Source organism: Prolixibacteraceae bacterium (assembly GCA_019720755.1).
In the GTDB taxonomy this organism is placed as follows: domain Bacteria; phylum Bacteroidota; class Bacteroidia; order Bacteroidales; family Prolixibacteraceae; genus Halosquirtibacter; species Halosquirtibacter laminarini.
Map to the genome: position 1 here is coordinate 3,882,981 of CP081303.1, position 17,020 is coordinate 3,900,000.

General features: G+C 34.0%; 15 protein-coding genes. 7 read left to right on the plus strand and 8 right to left on the minus strand.

Annotated features, from left to right (window positions below; genetic code table 11):
• Positions 1-7: 7 nt before the first annotated feature.
• Positions 8-829 (minus strand): hypothetical protein, encoded by an 822-nt coding sequence (locus K4L44_15415; protein QZE13911.1) that lies wholly within the window; start codon positions 827-829, stop codon positions 8-10.
• A gap of 227 nt (positions 830-1,056) precedes the next feature.
• Here K4L44_15415 and hemA point away from each other — a divergent pair, with 227 nt between their 5' ends.
• The 5 genes from hemA (at position 1,057) to K4L44_15440 (ending at position 5,949) form a co-directional block, all read left to right on the plus strand.
• On the plus strand, positions 1,057-2,310 hold the full coding sequence (hemA, locus tag K4L44_15420) for a glutamyl-tRNA reductase (GenBank protein QZE13912.1): 1,254 nt from the start codon (positions 1,057-1,059) through the stop codon (positions 2,308-2,310).
• 66 nt (positions 2,311-2,376) lie between these two features.
• Positions 2,377-3,309 (plus strand): hydroxymethylbilane synthase, encoded by a 933-nt coding sequence (gene hemC, locus K4L44_15425; GenBank protein QZE13913.1) that lies wholly within the window; start codon positions 2,377-2,379, stop codon positions 3,307-3,309.
• Between the two features lie 17 nt (positions 3,310-3,326).
• Positions 3,327-4,313, plus strand: coding sequence for a porphobilinogen synthase (gene hemB / locus K4L44_15430; GenBank protein ID QZE13914.1), 987 nt, complete (start codon positions 3,327-3,329; stop codon positions 4,311-4,313).
• Between the two features lie 101 nt (positions 4,314-4,414).
• Positions 4,415-5,446, plus strand: coding sequence for a uroporphyrinogen decarboxylase (gene hemE, locus K4L44_15435; protein ID QZE13915.1), 1,032 nt, complete (start codon positions 4,415-4,417; stop codon positions 5,444-5,446).
• A gap of 170 nt (positions 5,447-5,616) precedes the next feature.
• Entirely contained in the window at positions 5,617-5,949 is a 333-nt protein-coding gene (locus tag K4L44_15440; protein QZE13916.1) for a hypothetical protein, read from the plus strand.
• 164 nt (positions 5,950-6,113) lie between these two features.
• On the opposite strand, the gene hemL is transcribed toward K4L44_15440, so the two are convergent.
• From hemL to K4L44_15475, 7 genes are all read right to left on the minus strand, one after another.
• Positions 6,114-7,406 (minus strand): glutamate-1-semialdehyde 2,1-aminomutase, encoded by a 1,293-nt coding sequence (gene hemL / locus K4L44_15445; GenBank protein QZE13917.1) that lies wholly within the window; start codon positions 7,404-7,406, stop codon positions 6,114-6,116.
• A gap of 31 nt (positions 7,407-7,437) precedes the next feature.
• On the minus strand, positions 7,438-8,106 hold the full coding sequence (locus K4L44_15450; protein QZE13918.1) for a uroporphyrinogen-III synthase: 669 nt from the start codon (positions 8,104-8,106) through the stop codon (positions 7,438-7,440).
• Between the two features lie 2 nt (positions 8,107-8,108).
• The gene (locus K4L44_15455) at positions 8,109-9,695 is read right to left on the minus strand and encodes a transporter (protein QZE13919.1); all 1,587 of its coding nucleotides are present in this window, start codon (positions 9,693-9,695) and stop codon (positions 8,109-8,111) included.
• Between the two features lie 83 nt (positions 9,696-9,778).
• Positions 9,779-10,489, minus strand: coding sequence for a dipeptidase PepE (pepE, locus tag K4L44_15460; protein ID QZE13920.1), 711 nt, complete (start codon positions 10,487-10,489; stop codon positions 9,779-9,781).
• Positions 10,490-10,584: 95 nt separating this feature from the next.
• Positions 10,585-11,556: a PorT family protein gene (locus K4L44_15465; GenBank protein ID QZE13921.1), complete on the minus strand. Its 972-nt coding sequence runs from the start codon at positions 11,554-11,556 to the stop codon at positions 10,585-10,587.
• Between the two features lie 21 nt (positions 11,557-11,577).
• Positions 11,578-12,543, minus strand: a complete 966-nt coding sequence (locus tag K4L44_15470; protein ID QZE13922.1) for a hypothetical protein — start codon at positions 12,541-12,543, stop codon at positions 11,578-11,580.
• 1 nt (position 12,544) lies between these two features.
• Complete coding sequence (locus K4L44_15475; GenBank protein ID QZE13923.1) at positions 12,545-13,033, minus strand: RNA polymerase sigma factor; 489 nt, start codon at positions 13,031-13,033, stop codon at positions 12,545-12,547.
• A gap of 1,240 nt (positions 13,034-14,273) precedes the next feature.
• On the opposite strand from K4L44_15475, the gene istA reads away from it, so the two are divergent.
• Positions 14,274-15,845 carry an IS21 family transposase gene (istA, locus tag K4L44_15480; GenBank protein QZE13924.1) on the plus strand — a complete coding sequence of 524 codons (1,572 nt, stop codon included), beginning with the start codon at positions 14,274-14,276 and terminating at the stop codon, positions 15,843-15,845.
• A complete protein-coding gene (istB, locus tag K4L44_15485; protein QZE13925.1) occupies positions 15,842-16,597 on the plus strand; it encodes an IS21-like element helper ATPase IstB in 756 nt (251 codons plus the stop codon). Before istA ends, istB begins: the two co-directional genes overlap by 4 nt.
• Positions 16,598-17,020 lie beyond the last annotated feature (423 nt).

Sequence of the window (17,020 nt, forward strand, 5' to 3'; positions counted from 1 at the left end):
AATTCAATTAAAGTGCCTCAAGAGGAGAATTATATTTAAAACAATAAGCTGTCCTTTCAACTAAATAAGTAGACAACACAATCTTAAATTCATTCAGATCATTAGTTTCACAAAAGACAGGTAAAGACATTCCTTCTACTTCAGCAGCCTTTATATAGAAAGAACTTCTACTTGGATGAAATGGCATCACCCCATTAAACACTTCTCCCCAATGGTTATTTTCGATAATATTTTGGATAATCCCTATACAATCATCCCTATGAATAAGATTAACAGGAGCAGATCCATTTTTAATATCTGATTTACCAGATAGAAAACGTCCAGGAAGACGATCATAACCGATCAAACCACCAAAACGCAAAACTGTTGTTTCAAAACCTTTTTGCTCTTTTAATAGATTCTCAACCTGCAAAAGGGCAACACCACTATTCTTTTCAGGGACTCCAATAAATTTTTCATCAATCTCACCATTATTATTAGGGTATACAGAGGTACTACTTACAAGAATAACCTTTTTTATTTCCCCTTTTAAAATACAATCTAAAATAGATTTAAACTGTTTTAGATGATAGGAAACGATATCTTCTCTTCTTTTGGGTGGTATATTTATGATCAGAATATCAGAATTAAAGAAAGAATTATTAAAATCATTATTAACACTAGGGTTAAATTTAATTAAGTATGGTTCAATATTCAGACTACTAATTTCTCCTAATTTTTCATGATCAGTTGTAGACCCACAAACATTATAACCAGAATTAGCTAATGTCTTGCCAAGCGACAATCCAAGCCAACCACATCCCAATATTGATATTTTCTTATAAATCATACTTAAAATTAATCAAAAACTCACATATATCATAGGTGACTAAATAATAAAAAAGCTTAAACCAATAAAAGAACGAATTTAAAAAGAGGTTAATATCTGAATAAAGAGCTCAAAGAGTACGAATAATGAGTTGAAAATTTTAATTTTGCAGGTACAATTATTGTGATACATTTTAATTGCGACAATCTTATTATTGCCTGCATTTCAATCAAGAGTCTAATATTACTATGTCATTTAGAATAAGAGAGAAACTCCAAAAATTTTTTGTTATAGGAATCAGTTACAAAAAAACTGCAATCGATATACGTGAAAAATTCGCACTTCAACCAGAGGATCAAAAAACTATATTAAACCAAGCAAGGTCTCAAGGTATTGAGTCGCTTATTGTGTTATCTACTTGTAATAGAACAGAACTTTATGGTTTTTCATCAGATCCTGATTCTGTAATTCATCTATTCCTTTCAAACTGTAATGCAAAGTATGAAGATTTTATTAGTCATGGATATATACAAAAAGGGCATGATGCAATCTCTCATATTTACCAAGTCACAACAGGTTTAGATTCACAGATTACTGGAGATTTTCAGATTGTTGGACAGGTTAAAAACTCATATAGAGAATCTGATGAAATGGGATTAATAAACCCATTTGTAAATAGACTATTTTCCTATGTTTTCCAGGCGAGTAAGAAGATTAAAAACACTACTGATATAAGCAAGGGAGCATCTTCAGTTTCACATGCAGCAGTGCAATATATTAAAGACAATACAGAAAAGTTAGATGAAGCAAATATCCTTCTTTTTGGATTAGGTGAAATAGGCAAAGATACCTGTGTAAACCTTTTAAAACATATGCAAAACAGATCTCTTACAGTTGTTAATAGAACCCTCAATAAAGCAGAGAATCTTGCAAAAAAATTTGATTTACACTTTGCCCCAATAGAAAATCTTACCCAAGAACTACGCAAAGCAGATGTAATTGTTGTAGCAACAGGAGCTTCCAGTCCTACTGTAAGAGCAGAACATCTTGATAATAAAACTAAAAAAACTCTTATCCTTGATCTTTCAGTTCCTAGAAATGTATCTAAAGATATAGAAGAAAATCCATACATCGAAGTTGCAACTGTAGACATCTTATCCCAGTCGATTTCAAAAGCGATGAAACATAGACATGAGGCTGTTCCTCAGGCAAAGATAATTATTGAGGAATCCATAAAAGAATTCTACGGTTGGTTAGAAATTAAAAATTTATCCCCTGTTATTGTTGCATTAAAGGATAATCTCGAGAAAATAAAAGTAAAGGAGATTGAATATCATAAACCTAAGCTTAGCGCGATAGAGCTTGAGAAAATTGAGCACATTAGCTCTAATATAGTAAACAAAATTGCTCGAGCTTGCATCAATCATTTAAAGGATAATCATAAAAAACACTCTACTCCAATAGAAACCTTAGAAATGATCTTTAGAGAAAACGAAAACTAATTCTTATTTTTGTAACTCTAGGATAGAGTGATGTACTTTATTCACTAGTTCGAAAAAATAAGAAAAATGATGTCGAAAAGAAGGGTTATACGTGTTGCTACTAGACCTAGTTTGCTTGCAAAAAGACAAACGGAGCAGACAGTAGCATTATTAAAATCTAAAAATCCAGAAGTAGATTTTGAGATTAAAACATTTAGTACAAAAGGGGATCTTGTATTAGATCGTTCACTGACACAATTTGGAACAACCGGACTCTTTGTAAAAGAGCTCGAAATGGCTATGCTAAATGGTGAAGCTGATATAGCTGTCCATAGTCTAAAAGATGTTCCAAGTATGACACCTACTCAATTCTGCCTTCATGCATATCCTAAAAGAGAGAAAGCCCAAGATGTTCTTTTAACTCGTCATGGTGAGAAACTTGAAGATCTAAAAGAAGGTTTTGTTTTAGGTACAGGCAGTCCACGAAGAAGAGTTCAAATAGCACAACTTCGACCTGACGTTATTTTCAAAGACATTCGTGGTAATATTGATACACGAATCAAAAAACTCCATAACGGTGAATATGACGCAATCATACTTGCAGCAGCTGGAATGAATCGCTTAGATATTGCTTTTGACATTAATTCAGTAATTTCTTTAGACGATATGGTACCTGCAATAGGACAAGGAGCAATAGCCATTGAATGTCTTAAAAATGATGATTTTTCTAAAGATATCGTATCCTCAATTAATGATTACGATACAGAAAAGGCCGTTCTCGCAGAACGTGCCTTTATGCGAGAGATTGAAGGGGGCTGTAAGTTTCCACTTGCCGCTCACGCTATTTATGAAGGAGACAAACTTAAAATGACTGCACTTGTTGGAGATGGAAAGAGTATGAAACAGATCAAACACACTGTTTTTTTAGACATCTTAAATACTGAAAAAGAAAGTATTGAACTTGCCAAAGTAATGAAACAAGAATGTAAAGATAAAGATATAAATTACCACCTTTTCTAATTAAAAGATTTAAAGATATGTCAACACGTCCACTTTTTCCGACCACTAGAATGCGTCGCCTTAGATATAATTCAAATCTACGTGATATGATAGCCGAAACAACACTCTCTACAAACGACCTAGTAATGCCACTATTCGTTTGTCCCGGAGAGAATGTAACGAATCCAATATCATCTATGCCAGGAAACGCTCAAATGTCCGTTGATGTTTTAGTCGAAAAATGTAAAGAATTATATTTCATGGGAGTGAAATCTGTTCTTTTATTTGGTATTCCTGAACATAAAGACCTAGATGGAACTTGTGCTACACAAGATCATAGTATTGTTCAACGAGCTGTAAGAGCAATAAAAGAGGTACTTCCAAACATCTATATCATTGCAGATATTTGCAATTGTGAATATACTTCTCATGGACATTGCGGAACCATTATAGATGGCGACGTAGATAATGATCTAACAATTGAGACACTATGTAAGCAAGCCGTTTCATTAGCTAAAGCGGGTGTTGACATGGTTGCTCCTTCTGATATGATGGATGGACGTATTGGAGAGATGAGAAAATCTCTTGATCGCAATGGGTACTATAAGACCCCAATCATGTCTTACTCTGCAAAATATGCATCGGGATTCTATGGCCCATTTAGAGAGGCTGCTGAAAGTGCACCTAAATTTGGAAACAGAGCAACTTACCAAATGGACCCAAGAAACAGTGATGAAGCTGTTAGAGAGATTGAGATGGATATTGCAGAGGGAGCAGATATTGTAATGGTAAAACCTGCTCTTAGCTATCTTGATGTTATATATAGAGCAAAACACGAATTTAATATGCCTGTTGCGGCTTATAATGTAAGTGGTGAATTCTCTATGGTTCATGCTGCTGCAGAAAAAGATTGGATTGATGGAGAAAGAGTAATGCTTGAGATATTAACATCTATCAAAAGAGCGGGTGCGGATATAATCATCACCTATCATGCTCCAGAAGTTGCAAAATTACTTAAAAACTAAATTGATTCTTAATCAATTAATAGTATAAATTGTTATAAGGATAGATTCGATCTCAAACAGACTTATCTATCCTTTTTTTTATAACCAAAAGCGTTTTATATATGCCTCAATCACTTTTTTTAGACACACTTCAGGGTAAAACAACCCACCGACCTCCTGTTTGGTTCATGAGACAAGCTGGAAGAGTATTACCTAGCTATATGAGAATGAGAGAAGAGTATGGATTTAAAGAGATGATGGACAATCCAGAACTTGCAGCAAAAGTTACTCTACTTCCTATCAGTGATTTAGGCGTTGATGCAGCAATACTTTTTTCTGATATTTTAGTCATTCCGGAGGCACTCGGAATGGAATTAAGTTTTGAGGGAAAAGGTCCATCTTTTAAAACAGCTTTAAAAGATGTTCAAGATATAAACAACTTTTTGGTCGAAAGTCCGGAGAAACTACATCATATATATAAAGCTATTGACCTTATAAAAGAACAAAAACCCAACAATATTCCTCTTATTGGTTTTTGTGGAGGACCACTTACAACTCTTTGTTATATGTACCAAGGGTTTAGTCAGAACCTTAATTTTCCAGATGTATTACCTGCTCTTTACAGGGACAAAAAAAACGTCATGAAGGTAATTGACAGAATTACCGAAATATCTATAGAGTATGCTAAAAACCAAGTGGCACATGGTATTGATGCATTCCAACTATTTGAAACACATGCAGGCTTAGTACCGACTGAAATGTATAAAGAGATGTTTCTTCCAAGTGTAAAGAAGATTCTTCAGACTGTAAGATCTCTTGGTACTAAAACCATATTTTTACCTAAAGGGATTGGTACAGGTATAGATATGGTAAACTATGACCTTTGTGATTGTATCAGTATTGATTGGCAAACCTCCATTTCAGAGGTACGTAAATATGTCGGAGATGAAATAACACTACAAGGTAATTTTGATCCCCGAATTCTACAAACCACACCTGAGGTAATTGATCAACATTTTAAGACATATCTTGATTTTGGAAAGAAAGAGAAGAATTGGATCTTCAATTTAGGACATGGATTACTTCCATCTATTCCAGAATCAAATGTAAAACATCTAGTTAATTTGGTTAAAAATTCAGATTGGAATCGATAGATTTTGTTTTATGATATAATTACATTAAATTTGTCTCTTTATTCCTTGTAAAAAAACAGGTAATAAAGAGATGAATTTAAAATGTTACATGAAATTCATCGTAATTTTTCAAAGAAGATTCGACCCAATTTTATTGGATCGTTTTTTTTTTGATTAAAAATTACGTTACTATGAAAACTGCAATTACACTTCAGAACAACTTTATTTCACCTCTATTTCAATCAAGACAGAACAATTCAAATCCTCAAAATAGGCTTTCTAAATGGTCTAAAGTATCATTATATTTAGATAGCTGTGCAAATACAACAAGAGCAATTAGACTAATGACAGTAGGTATCTTGTTAACTTTCACAATACTTACATTTACGTCTCTAATGACTACCGAATTAAATAACGATCTTATTTTGGGAGGGCTTTCAATATTGATCTTTTCAATGTCTCTATTAGAAAAGAAATATATCGATCGTTCAGAAAGATTAAAGAAATATATCTATTCAAGATAGTTCCAGGCGAACTCATTGGAGGCACAAAACCAGTAGAATATATTTTATTGAGATACATAAATATATCCTTTATATGTTTTAAACTACTGTTATGACTAGATATATATAGTATGAGGTGCTTTTATTCAATAAAGAGAGAATAAAAACACCTCATATTAAAAACACTACTTTATTTCAGCTAAACTCTCTTTGCATGCCTGAATAGTCTTATCCAATTGTTCATACGAAAGGCTATTCGATAAAAAGTACGACTCAAAAGATGAAGGAGGAAGGTAGATTCCTCTTTTTAACATCTGATGAAAAAAGATTGGGAATTTTTCATTATTTGCAGTTGCTGACGTCTCAAAATCTATAACATCTACATCTGTAAAGAAGATACTAATCATAGATCCCATTGAGTTAATCTTATAATTAACACCACTCTCGTCAAACACCTGAATAAGCCCTTTTCTTAAATATTCAGTCTTATCAGATAGCTCTTGATATATAGAAGGGTTTTCATTCAACTCTTTTAAAAGAGTATATCCTGCAGTCATTGCAATAGGGTTACCAGAAAGAGTTCCTGCCTGATAAACAGGACCAACTGGAGAAACCACATCCATTATCTCTTTTCTACCACCATAAGCACCTACTGGCATTCCTCCTCCAATGACTTTACCATAGGTAACAAGATCTGCATCGATCCCTAAGAATTCTTGAGCACCTCCACGTGCTAAGCGAAACCCAGTCATTACTTCATCAAATATCAACAAAATATTATGCTCTGTACATAAAGAACGGACTCCTTTTATAAAATCCATATCAGGAGGAACACATCCCATATTTCCTGCCACAGGCTCAATTATAATAGCAGCAATCTCACCTAGATTTTCAGAAATAAGTTTCTTTACACTCTCAAGATTGTTATATTCAGCTGTTAATGTATCTTTTGCAGTCCCAGCAGTAACACCAGGAGAATTAGGCTCTCCGAAAGTAGAAGCTCCACTACCGGCCTTTATTAAGAAAGAGTCAGAGTGACCATGATAGCAACCGACAAACTTTATAAACTTGTCTTTGCCTGTATATCCCCTAGCAACACGAATAGCACTCATACATGCTTCGGTTCCTGAGTTTACCATACGAACCATGTCCACATTGGGTGCCATCTTACAAATAAGTTCAGCAATGGTATATTCTAACTCTGTTGGAGCACCAAAAGAAGTCGAATTATCTACTGCTTTTTTTACAGCATCAATAATTGGTTGATGTGCATGACCAAGAATCATTGGTCCCCAAGAACCGATATAGTCGATATACTCATTTCCATCCACATCGATCATTACACTTCCTTTTGCTTTCTCAAAAAATATCGGAGTGCCTCCAACTGAATTGAAAGCTCTAACAGGTGAATTCACACCACCTGGTATATACTTCTTAGAAACATCAAATAGTTCTGAACTTCTTTTATATTGGTACATAATTATGTATATTTAATTTCTAACACAAGACTTAATAATTCTCTATTATTAGATCAATCATCGATTCTATTGAAGGCTCATTCGCAACTTTCACTCTATCTGTAAATTTATAGAGAGCTGCAGCTGTAGTTGGACCAATAGCATAACAATCACAATCTATATTGTCGTATTGACTAAAAAAAGAATCAACAGCAGAAGGAGAAGCAAAAAGAACAATATCATAGTTTATCACATCTATTTCAACTTCACAATCAATAGTATCATAAACTTCAATAGCCTCATAACGAATATGCTTACTTTTAAGGTAAGATTCTAACAAGGGGTGTCTTCTTTTCCCACAAAAATAAGTTATTCCTCGAATATCTGTATGTTGATTGATTAATTCTATTATCCCTTCACTATTTTGTTTTGAAGGTGCTATAACATTTACATGACTCTTCTTTAGTAGCTGAAGAGTTTTATCTCCAACAGCAATACAACCTCTACTCTTCAATATCCCTAAGCAATCTTCATTACTTAGTAAATATTTAAATGCATTTTGGCTTGTAAATACTACATATGGATACCATAATGGCTCAGAAAAAGGAACACCTATCGTTTTAATAAAAGGAACAATATCAATTTTTATATTAGGATGTTTCTGTTCTATCAATCCTTTATGAATATTGTCAATGGATTTAGTCAAGAGAATACTTTTCATTTTTACAATAAACCTAATAATTGAACCACAATGATAACAAATACCATAGATGCGGGATAAACAGTAGCGTAAGCAATCGATGGTGCTTCACTATCTGTCATCGAATCAATAGCAGCAAGGCCTGGAGTACTAGTCATTGAACCAGTCAATCCTCCTAGCATTGTTAAAATGTCGATCTTAAGTATTCTCTTACCTACAAAGACTCCCAGAATCATAGGAAATAGCGTTATTGCTCCTCCAACCAAAAATAGCTCAAAGCCATATTGTTCAAATGTGGATACAATCTGACCACCAGCACTAGTACCTACGGAAGATAAAAAAAGGAGTAGTCCAAGCTGACGAAGAAGATTGTTCGCAGCTCCAGTCATTGTCCAAACAATAGGACCACTCTTACCTACTCTACCTAGAATAAGTGATGTTAGAAGGACACCTCCTGACAAGCCTAAGCTAAACGATAAACTAACAGCAACAAGACTTAACTTACCGACAAGAACTCCTAGTACAATCCCTAAGGAGATAGGGAAAAAATCGGTATCAGATAATCTTTTAGAATCGTCGCCAAAAGCTTCAGAAACTTGTTTTATATTATCTACCGATGCTGCAATAACCACTTTGTCGCCTAAGAGTAATTTAGTATTTGGTGTAGGGGCAAGATCAATACCAGATCTTCGTATTCTAGTAATATTTGCCGAATAAGTGTGTAATATATTAAGTTCAGCGATCGTCTTATTTACAACATCACTCTTTGTTACTAAAACAGGGCGAACATCATATCTTGGATTTAGTGGAATCTTTTTATCTATTTCAGGACCTAAAAGAAGTTCAATTTTCGACATTGCACTCTCTGGGCCAACAGCCTTAACAATATCTCCTTTCAAAAGAATGGTCTCCTTAGTCGGAGTCGTAGCCAAGCCGTCCTTGTGAAGAACTCTAGAAATAACACCCTTAGTCATTGTTCTTATCTTCAACTCAGAAAGACTTTTGCCCACCACCTTATCGTTCTCAATGACAAAAGTTTTCTTAATAAACTCAGGATTAGATACTTGTTGGGACTTTTGAAACTGTTTCTCTGCCTCTTTTATATTCAGATTCATAATCTTTGGAAGAAATCGAACAAAAAGAATTACTCCAATCACACCAAAAGGGTATGCTATTCCGTAACCTATTGACGCAAGAGGACTTCCTGTTATATCGATAGCTGCTGCAAGACCGGGAGTACTAGTTAATGCTCCAGTAAATAATCCAGACACAATATTGATATCAATATCTAATAATACAGCCAAAAGTGCAGCGATGATCCCTGCAGAAAACACAAGAACAAAAGCCAATATAATTAATGACTTTCCCTTCTCTTTGAAGGAAGAGAAAAAACCAGGGCCAGCTTGTATTCCAATAGTAAACAAAAACAACACCAACCCCATTCTTTGGAAATCTTTAGGGATAATAATACCATAATGACCAAACACTAAAGCGACAAAAATAACTGCTGAAATATCTAAAGAGATATTCTTTATCTTTATTTTACCTAAAGCAAAACCAATACTAATGATGAGAAACAGGGCAAAATAACTAGATGTCAATAGTTCCATTGAATTTTCTTTTCTTAAACAAGTTTTTTATTCCATAATAAAATTATAAAAAAACCGAACAATTAGTTGTTCGGTTTATTATATTATTTCATTAAGAAAGTCAAATCATCTTTTTCAGTTAACTCAACTGGGACCTCCCCGTGTTTAAAAATTCGACAACTTCGACTCCCTATCAAAGATAGTTTTCCATCAGCAAGTTTAAACATTGTACCTTCTCTTAAACCAGCAACAAAAATTTCCTTGTTAGCTTCTAAAAACTCTTCAATCCTCTGTTCACGAGTTTCTCCTCCATGTCCTTCTGGATTTGCATCTAAATAATGTGGATTAATCTGGAAAGGAATCATCCCACAGCAATCAAATCCAAGAGGATCCACAATAGGCATATCATTAGTCGTTTTTAGATAAGGACAAGCAACATTAGATCCAGCACTCCATCCAATATAAGGAACTCCTTCTTCTACACGTTTCTTTATCTCAGGCATCAAGTTCTGTTCATGCATCATTCGAACAAGCTGCCAAGTATTCCCTCCACCGACAACAATTGCTTCAGCCTCACGTACAGCTTTTACAGGATCATCATATCGATGTATACCTTTTATTTCGAACCCCAATTCAGAAAATCTTTCACCTACCTTTTGTTCATATTCATCAAAAGAAAATGTTACAGCAGCATATGGAATAAAAAGTGCACGCTTCACACTATCTCCTAAAAACTTCTTTATTTCATGTTTAGGATAATCAAGATATGCCTCACCTGGCATCGTCGAGTTACTAATAAGAAGTAATTGCATCATATCTTATTGTTTTAGATTAATTACGATGAAAAATTGTACAAAACAAAGATAGCGAATATTAGACACTTAAATATGTAAAAAACTCCTTATAAGCTTCAAAATAAACCAATACCAAATGTCATTGGAGTTGTCGTCGGTCCATTACCTGACTGAAATAATCCAGGTTCATAATACTTGAAATAGAACGATATAAATCCATACTTAGCTCTTGCAGAGTAAGAATAACGAAATGGGACTAACTGAAAGTCATCATGATCTTTTCTTTTTGCTGTATCTGTCTTCACTTTAGTATGTGAACCAAGTTTAATTTCGCCTGTTATCCCAACAGAAATACATAGAGGAACTCTACTTCCAGGAATCGCAAATTGGTATTGAAACATCAATGGAAATGATAGATATGTAGTAACTAATTTAGATTTAATAATGTTTTCATCGCTTAGGGATACAGGCTGCACCATACCTCCTTTATCCTCTATTGTGTATGATTGATTAAAACGATAATTATTCCAAGTAACCCCCAATCCGGTGAATAAACCGATACGATTATTTGTACGAGAAAGCCCAATCGGTAATCTAAATAAATTTAGAGCAAACTCGGTAGACTTATTGTTGTCAATATCCATAAAATCATTTGATACGGGATACATTTCATAAGATGTATTCATTAATGAATTCACTCCAATATCAATCAAAGACCAACGAGCTCTAAACTTCTTCGAATAGTTTTTTCGAGTATCATGACCAAAAATATTTATAATATCGTCGAAACCCGAATCGGATAAGAAAATCTCTTCTTTTGTAAAACCGACCTCACGATCTTCATTTTTCTGATTGCTAGAACTATTATTTTTAAACCACTCTTCTGACATCTCTTCAATATGTTTCTGAGATATAGAAGTCGAATCCTTCTTAACAATTGTATCCTGAACACTAGGATTACTTGATACTTTTTGAGGAGAAACGACAACAGTATCCATATTTTCAGAAAGATCATGATAGCATGGATTGAATGCATACAAATAAGTATTGCACAAGAATACTAATATTATTAATAAATAATATCTCATAAGTATTTTTTTAAGGTGTTATTATTGTGATATTCGGCCTATAGAGGCAATAGTAATGCCTATTTTCTTAATAAATAAACGCCTTTTAAAAGAACGATTATCAATGATTTTTTCTTCCAATGGTTTCTGAAGTTCGTGCTCTACATTATATACTGGTAGACCATCTATAAAGATAGTAGAGTTCCTAGAAGCATAATTTTTACAATCACTATGAGATATTCCAACGAGTTCATCGTCTGGTTCTAGATTCTCTATTCTAATTCCTACCGGCTTTATATACTCCATTGATATATCTGCAATACGCATAGGTACAATCTCGTTTTCATTACTTTTAGGAATGATTTGAGTTGCTACTGTAGAAGGTTTATTAATATCTGAGCTTTTCTTTATAGTAATGGACGGGACTTTATTTGAAGAAAGTCCTCTTCCCTCCATCTTAGTTTCAATCGGATATTCTATAGAGATAATTTTATTTGTATCAATTTTACTTATTGCCACATTAGAAGTATCCATGAAATTAGGTACGACAACAAGCTGATGGATACATAAGAGTAATATGAACAAAGCAGCAACAGACAATAATTTCTGAAATGGAAAACTATTTCTATATAAAGCGTTCTTAAAATCACACAATATATTCCTGTTCGGTTTTAAAATACATCTAGAAAATAGCTTAAATTCTTTCTTAGCTTCTTCATTGGATTCAATAAAATCTTCGAAATCATCTCTTTCTTGTTTATCCGCACAATTCTCTATAACTGAAATGCAGATATTATCAAAGGATTCACTTTTATATAATTTTTCTTTGGTATCAAAATATACCAATTCATCAGAAATAAGCTTAAAGCCTTCAATGTCTTCAATCTCCTTCTTTAATTCTGGGTTCAAGGCAATAAACGTCTCAAACTCTTTTTTTAATGAACTCTCCAAATTACCTTCCAGATAATCCATAACAAATTGTTCATAGTTTTCAACAGATATTTTCATACTAAACCAAATTTTCAATCTTACCGATATAACTTCTTAAAGCCTTCCTTGCCCTAAATATATATACTTTAACCTGAGAAGCACTTAAACCTGTTATCTCAGATATTTCATCATAAGAATATCCTTCATAATCTCTTAATAGAACAACAGAACACTGAATATCTTGTAAAGTATCAAGAGCACTATTTAGTTGCTCTTGAAGATCTGAATAATCATTAGAAACAGACCTAAAGTCAGTAGAACTGACGTCTACGTCACTATCTATAAATTTCGAATGACGAAATAGATCCATTGCACCATTATGGATCGACATAAAAAGATAACTCTTACATTTAGATGCATCAATGGTCTTACAACGAATCCATACTTTTTCGTAGCAATCTTGAACTAAATCATGAGCTTGATCATGATCCTTTACAAGACGTAATGCATACCTAAATGCAGCATCCGAATGATTTGAAACTAGTTCATTGTAATCTAATGTTGTCATATATCTTTAAAGGAAAAAAGTAATCTTTTTATAAAGACGTACCTTAATAAGTAAAAGTTACACTTAATACATGTCTTTTTAAAGAATATTTAATCTTTTACAGAAAAAAAATGGCAAAACATGAGAATAAAAAAAACAAAAGTATAAGAACAAAAAATCAGGTTCATTATGAGAATTAATGTTTATTAAAAGTTCAGCAAATCACACACACCCTTCTCTCAAGAATACTCTATAGTCATCCCTATATAGAGTTTAGATAGCAGATCCATGAAAAGGATCAGGGAAACTTTTGGCTGTAATAGTGGTGATTTACTTTTACGAAAAATTGATGACTATTAATTTGCTATTTACACCTCAGCGCAATAGGGCTTAACTTCTCTGTTCCCAAAGGGCATTAAATTCGGGAAGAGGTCCCTCTTCCCAAGATTAGAAGATACATCTCTTTATTTCTAAACGATAGCATAGTTATATTTCAGAAAAGTATAGACACAAAAAAAGCTGACTCTTTAGAAGAAGCCCCTTTTATTAAAAGGGCGGCGATCTACTCTCGCCCATCTCTGCAGTAACCTCAGCGCGATAGGGCTTAACTTCTCTGTTCCCAAAGGGCATTAAATTCGGGAAGAGGTCCCTCTTCCCAAGATTAGAAGATACATCTCTTTATTTCTAAACGATAGCATAGTTATATTTCAGAAAAGTATAGACACAAAAAAAGCTGACTCTTTAGAAGAAGCCCCTTTTATTAAAAGGGCGGCGACCTACTCTCGCCCATCTCTGCAGTAACCTCAGCGCGATAGGGCTTAACTTCTCTGTTCCCAAAGGGCATTAAATTCGGGAAGAGGTCCCTCTTCCCAAGATTAGAAGATACATCTCTTTATTTCTAAACGATAGCATAGTTATATTTCAGAAAAGTATAGACACAAAAAAAGCTGACTCTTTAGAAGAAGCCCCTTTTATTAAAAGGGCGGCGACCTACTCTCGCCCATCTCTGCAGTAACCTCAGCGCGATAGGGCTTAACTTCTCTGTTCCCAAAGGGCATTAAATTCGGGAAGAGGTCCCTCTTCCCAAGATTAGAAGATACATCTCTTTATTTCTAAACGATAGCATAGTTATATTTCAGAAAAGTATAGACACATGTAAGAGGTAACTTTACTTCATCAAATTTTCGTAAAAGCTATTCACCAGTTGTATATAAATAAAAAAGCCTCGATCTTTTAGGTGTCCAAACCAAAAATCGAGGCAATGAATAGAAAACAAAAATTCTCTATGTGGTACAAAGTTAAAGAAATGCATGAATCTGGCTTTAACAAAAGTCAAATAAGTGCGAAATTAGGTATTGATCGCGCTACTGTTCGCAAATATATCAATACAAAAGAGGACGAATTCATTCGAAGCTTAACGAGCATCTGTCAGATGCCTAAAAAGTTAGCACCGTATCAAATGTTCACCAAAAATTTATTGGTTGAGTATCCATTTCTCTCTGCCGCACAAATTGAAGATCGACTTAAAGAAAATTTTAAAGACTTGCCTCAAGTTTGTAGTAAGACGGTGTATAATTTTGTGATGTCAACTCGCAAACGATATGACATTCCTAAGGTCTCTGCCTATTCGATACGGCAGTATGAGAAAATCGTCGAAGTGAAATATGGTTCTGAGGCGCAGGTTGATTTTGGTGAATGCTATCTTTATAAAGAAGATGGATGCAGAGTTAAGGTCTATTTTTTTGCCATGGTTCTTTCTCGATCTCGATATAAATATGTCTATTGTCAAAGTCGTCCCTTTACTAGCGAAACTGCTAACTATGCTCATGAACTTGCATTTTCATATTTCGAGGGAATACCAAAACGTATTGTATATGATCAAGATAGTGTTTTTATTCATGATGAAAATCTAGGAGATTTTAAACTAACACAGGGGTTTAGACAACTTTGTGATAAGTATAAATTTGAGACTCACTTTTGTCGAAAGGCTGATCCTGAATCTAAGGGTAAAATAGAAAATGTAGTTAAGTATGTGAAATACAATTTTCTAAAAGGTCGAAAATTTATTGATAATGAATCTTTACAGACAGCATGTTTGGCTTGGTTGCGTCGTACTGGAAACCAAAAGAGACACAGTACGACTCACAAAATACCTTCAGAAGAGTGGATGATAGAAAAAGATCATTTACTTCCTTTTAATGGGGATATTGAAACACCTAAAGATAAATTACCTACACTTAATGTGTTAAAAGACAATACAATCAGATATAAAGGGAATACATATAGCGTACCTTTCGAAACGTATCAAGGAGTTGATACGAAAGTGATTGTATCACAACAAGACAATGAATTGCTTATTCTGAATAGCGATCAAACGCTATTAGCAAAACACTTAGTTCCATCTAGTAGAGGGAATTATGTGAAAAATAACGATCACTCGAGGCCAAAATCTAAAACAAAAGAAAAACTGCATAATACTATCTTGGATAAACTGGGACATACTGACTCTGTGAAACTTTATTTAGAAACTTTAGAGAATGATAAGTCAAGATATTATTATGATAGTCTAAGACTTTTAGACAGGAAAATCACAGATGATAATATTCGTTTTGCAGAGCAAACCATAAATTGGTGTTCAGAAAACAACATCCTGAATGCAAATGACTTCATACAGATACTTAACTATTATAAGAGTCGGGATGAAGCAATGAAGATCAGTCAAAAAGTTGTTCTTCCTAAAGTTGAAATGAGTGGTGGTAAAAAGATCAATAATCGTGATGTACAACCTTCAAGAAGTAGTATTGAAACATATGAAAGATTAATAAACCTATGAACCAGATTGAAAAAATAAAGCTACATGCTGATGCTCTAAGACTCACCCAGACCCGTAATAACCCAGAAGGGATTATACATGAAGCACAAATAAATAAGCCAACCTATATGGAGTTCTTATTATCTGTTTTTGAATGTGAAATTAAGCATCGAGAGAAGAAAAATATTGAACGACGAATAGCCTTAGCTAACCTTCCCAAAGATCATGATCTTGATAAATATGATTTTAATGCTTCAAATGGTATAACACCATCTCATCTTAAGCAACTGAGGGAGCTGATGTGGATGGAACAGAATTATAACCTAATTTTAATGGGACCATCAGGAACTGGAAAAACTTTTATCGCAGCAGGATTGATCTACGATGCCGTAAATACAGGATACAAAGCTTATTTTATCACCATGGAGGAGTTAATAAAGACATTGAAAATGAAAGAAATGATCTCTTCTGCTCTTGCAAAATACAACCGACTATTAAAGGCAAATATTATTGCCATTGATGATATTATGCTTTTTCCAATCAAGAAAGAAGATGCAGTTTCATTTTTTAATTTAATAAACCATCTTCATGAACAAACATCGGTTATTATAACTACCAATAAATCTCCTAAAGAATGGGCTGAAACACTCGAGGATGAAGTGTTGGCTACAGCATTACTTGACCGTTTACTATATCGTTGTGAAGTAGTAAAAATGAAAGGGCAAAGCTTTAGAATGGAAAATAGAAGGACCATTTTTGAACCTGTTCGATAATCATCCCTATACTGTATTTATATGGCAGATCCTCATTATGGATCAGGGAAACTTTTGGTTGTAATAGTGGTGATTTACTTTTACGAAAAAATGATGATTATTAATTTGCTATTTACAACACAAAAAAAGCTGACTCTTTAGAAGAAGCCCCTTTTATTAAAAGGGCGGCGACCTACTCTCGCCCATCTCTGCAGTAACCTCAGCGCGATAGGGCTTAACTTCTCTGTTCCCAAAGGGCATTAAATTCGGGAAGAGGTCCCTCTTCCCAAGATTAGAAGATACATCTCTTTATTTCTAAACGATAGCATAGTTATATTTCAGAAAAGTATAGACACAAAAAAAGCTGACTCTTTAGAAGAAGCCCCTTTTATTAAAAGGGCGGCGACCTACTCTCGCCCATCTCTGCAGTAACCTCAGCGCGAT

Coding starts and splice junctions, on each gene's coding strand:
- K4L44_15415 (QZE13911.1), bottom strand. CDS start 829: ATGATTTATAAGAAAATATCAATATTGGGATGTGGTTGGCTTGGATTG.
- hemA (QZE13912.1), top strand. CDS start 1,057: ATGTCATTTAGAATAAGAGAGAAACTCCAAAAATTTTTTGTTATAGGA.
- hemC (QZE13913.1), top strand. CDS start 2,377: ATGATGTCGAAAAGAAGGGTTATACGTGTTGCTACTAGACCTAGTTTG.
- hemB (QZE13914.1), top strand. CDS start 3,327: ATGTCAACACGTCCACTTTTTCCGACCACTAGAATGCGTCGCCTTAGA.
- hemE (QZE13915.1), top strand. CDS start 4,415: ATGCCTCAATCACTTTTTTTAGACACACTTCAGGGTAAAACAACCCAC.
- K4L44_15440 (QZE13916.1), top strand. CDS start 5,617: ATGAAAACTGCAATTACACTTCAGAACAACTTTATTTCACCTCTATTT.
- hemL (QZE13917.1), bottom strand. CDS start 7,406: ATGTACCAATATAAAAGAAGTTCAGAACTATTTGATGTTTCTAAGAAG.
- K4L44_15450 (QZE13918.1), bottom strand. CDS start 8,106: ATGAAAAGTATTCTCTTGACTAAATCCATTGACAATATTCATAAAGGA.
- K4L44_15455 (QZE13919.1), bottom strand. CDS start 9,695: ATGGAACTATTGACATCTAGTTATTTTGCCCTGTTTCTCATCATTAGT.
- pepE (QZE13920.1), bottom strand. CDS start 10,489: ATGATGCAATTACTTCTTATTAGTAACTCGACGATGCCAGGTGAGGCA.
- K4L44_15465 (QZE13921.1), bottom strand. CDS start 11,556: ATGAGATATTATTTATTAATAATATTAGTATTCTTGTGCAATACTTAT.
- K4L44_15470 (QZE13922.1), bottom strand. CDS start 12,543: ATGAAAATATCTGTTGAAAACTATGAACAATTTGTTATGGATTATCTG.
- K4L44_15475 (QZE13923.1), bottom strand. CDS start 13,033: ATGACAACATTAGATTACAATGAACTAGTTTCAAATCATTCGGATGCT.
- istA (QZE13924.1), top strand. CDS start 14,274: ATGAATAGAAAACAAAAATTCTCTATGTGGTACAAAGTTAAAGAAATG.
- istB (QZE13925.1), top strand. CDS start 15,842: ATGAACCAGATTGAAAAAATAAAGCTACATGCTGATGCTCTAAGACTC.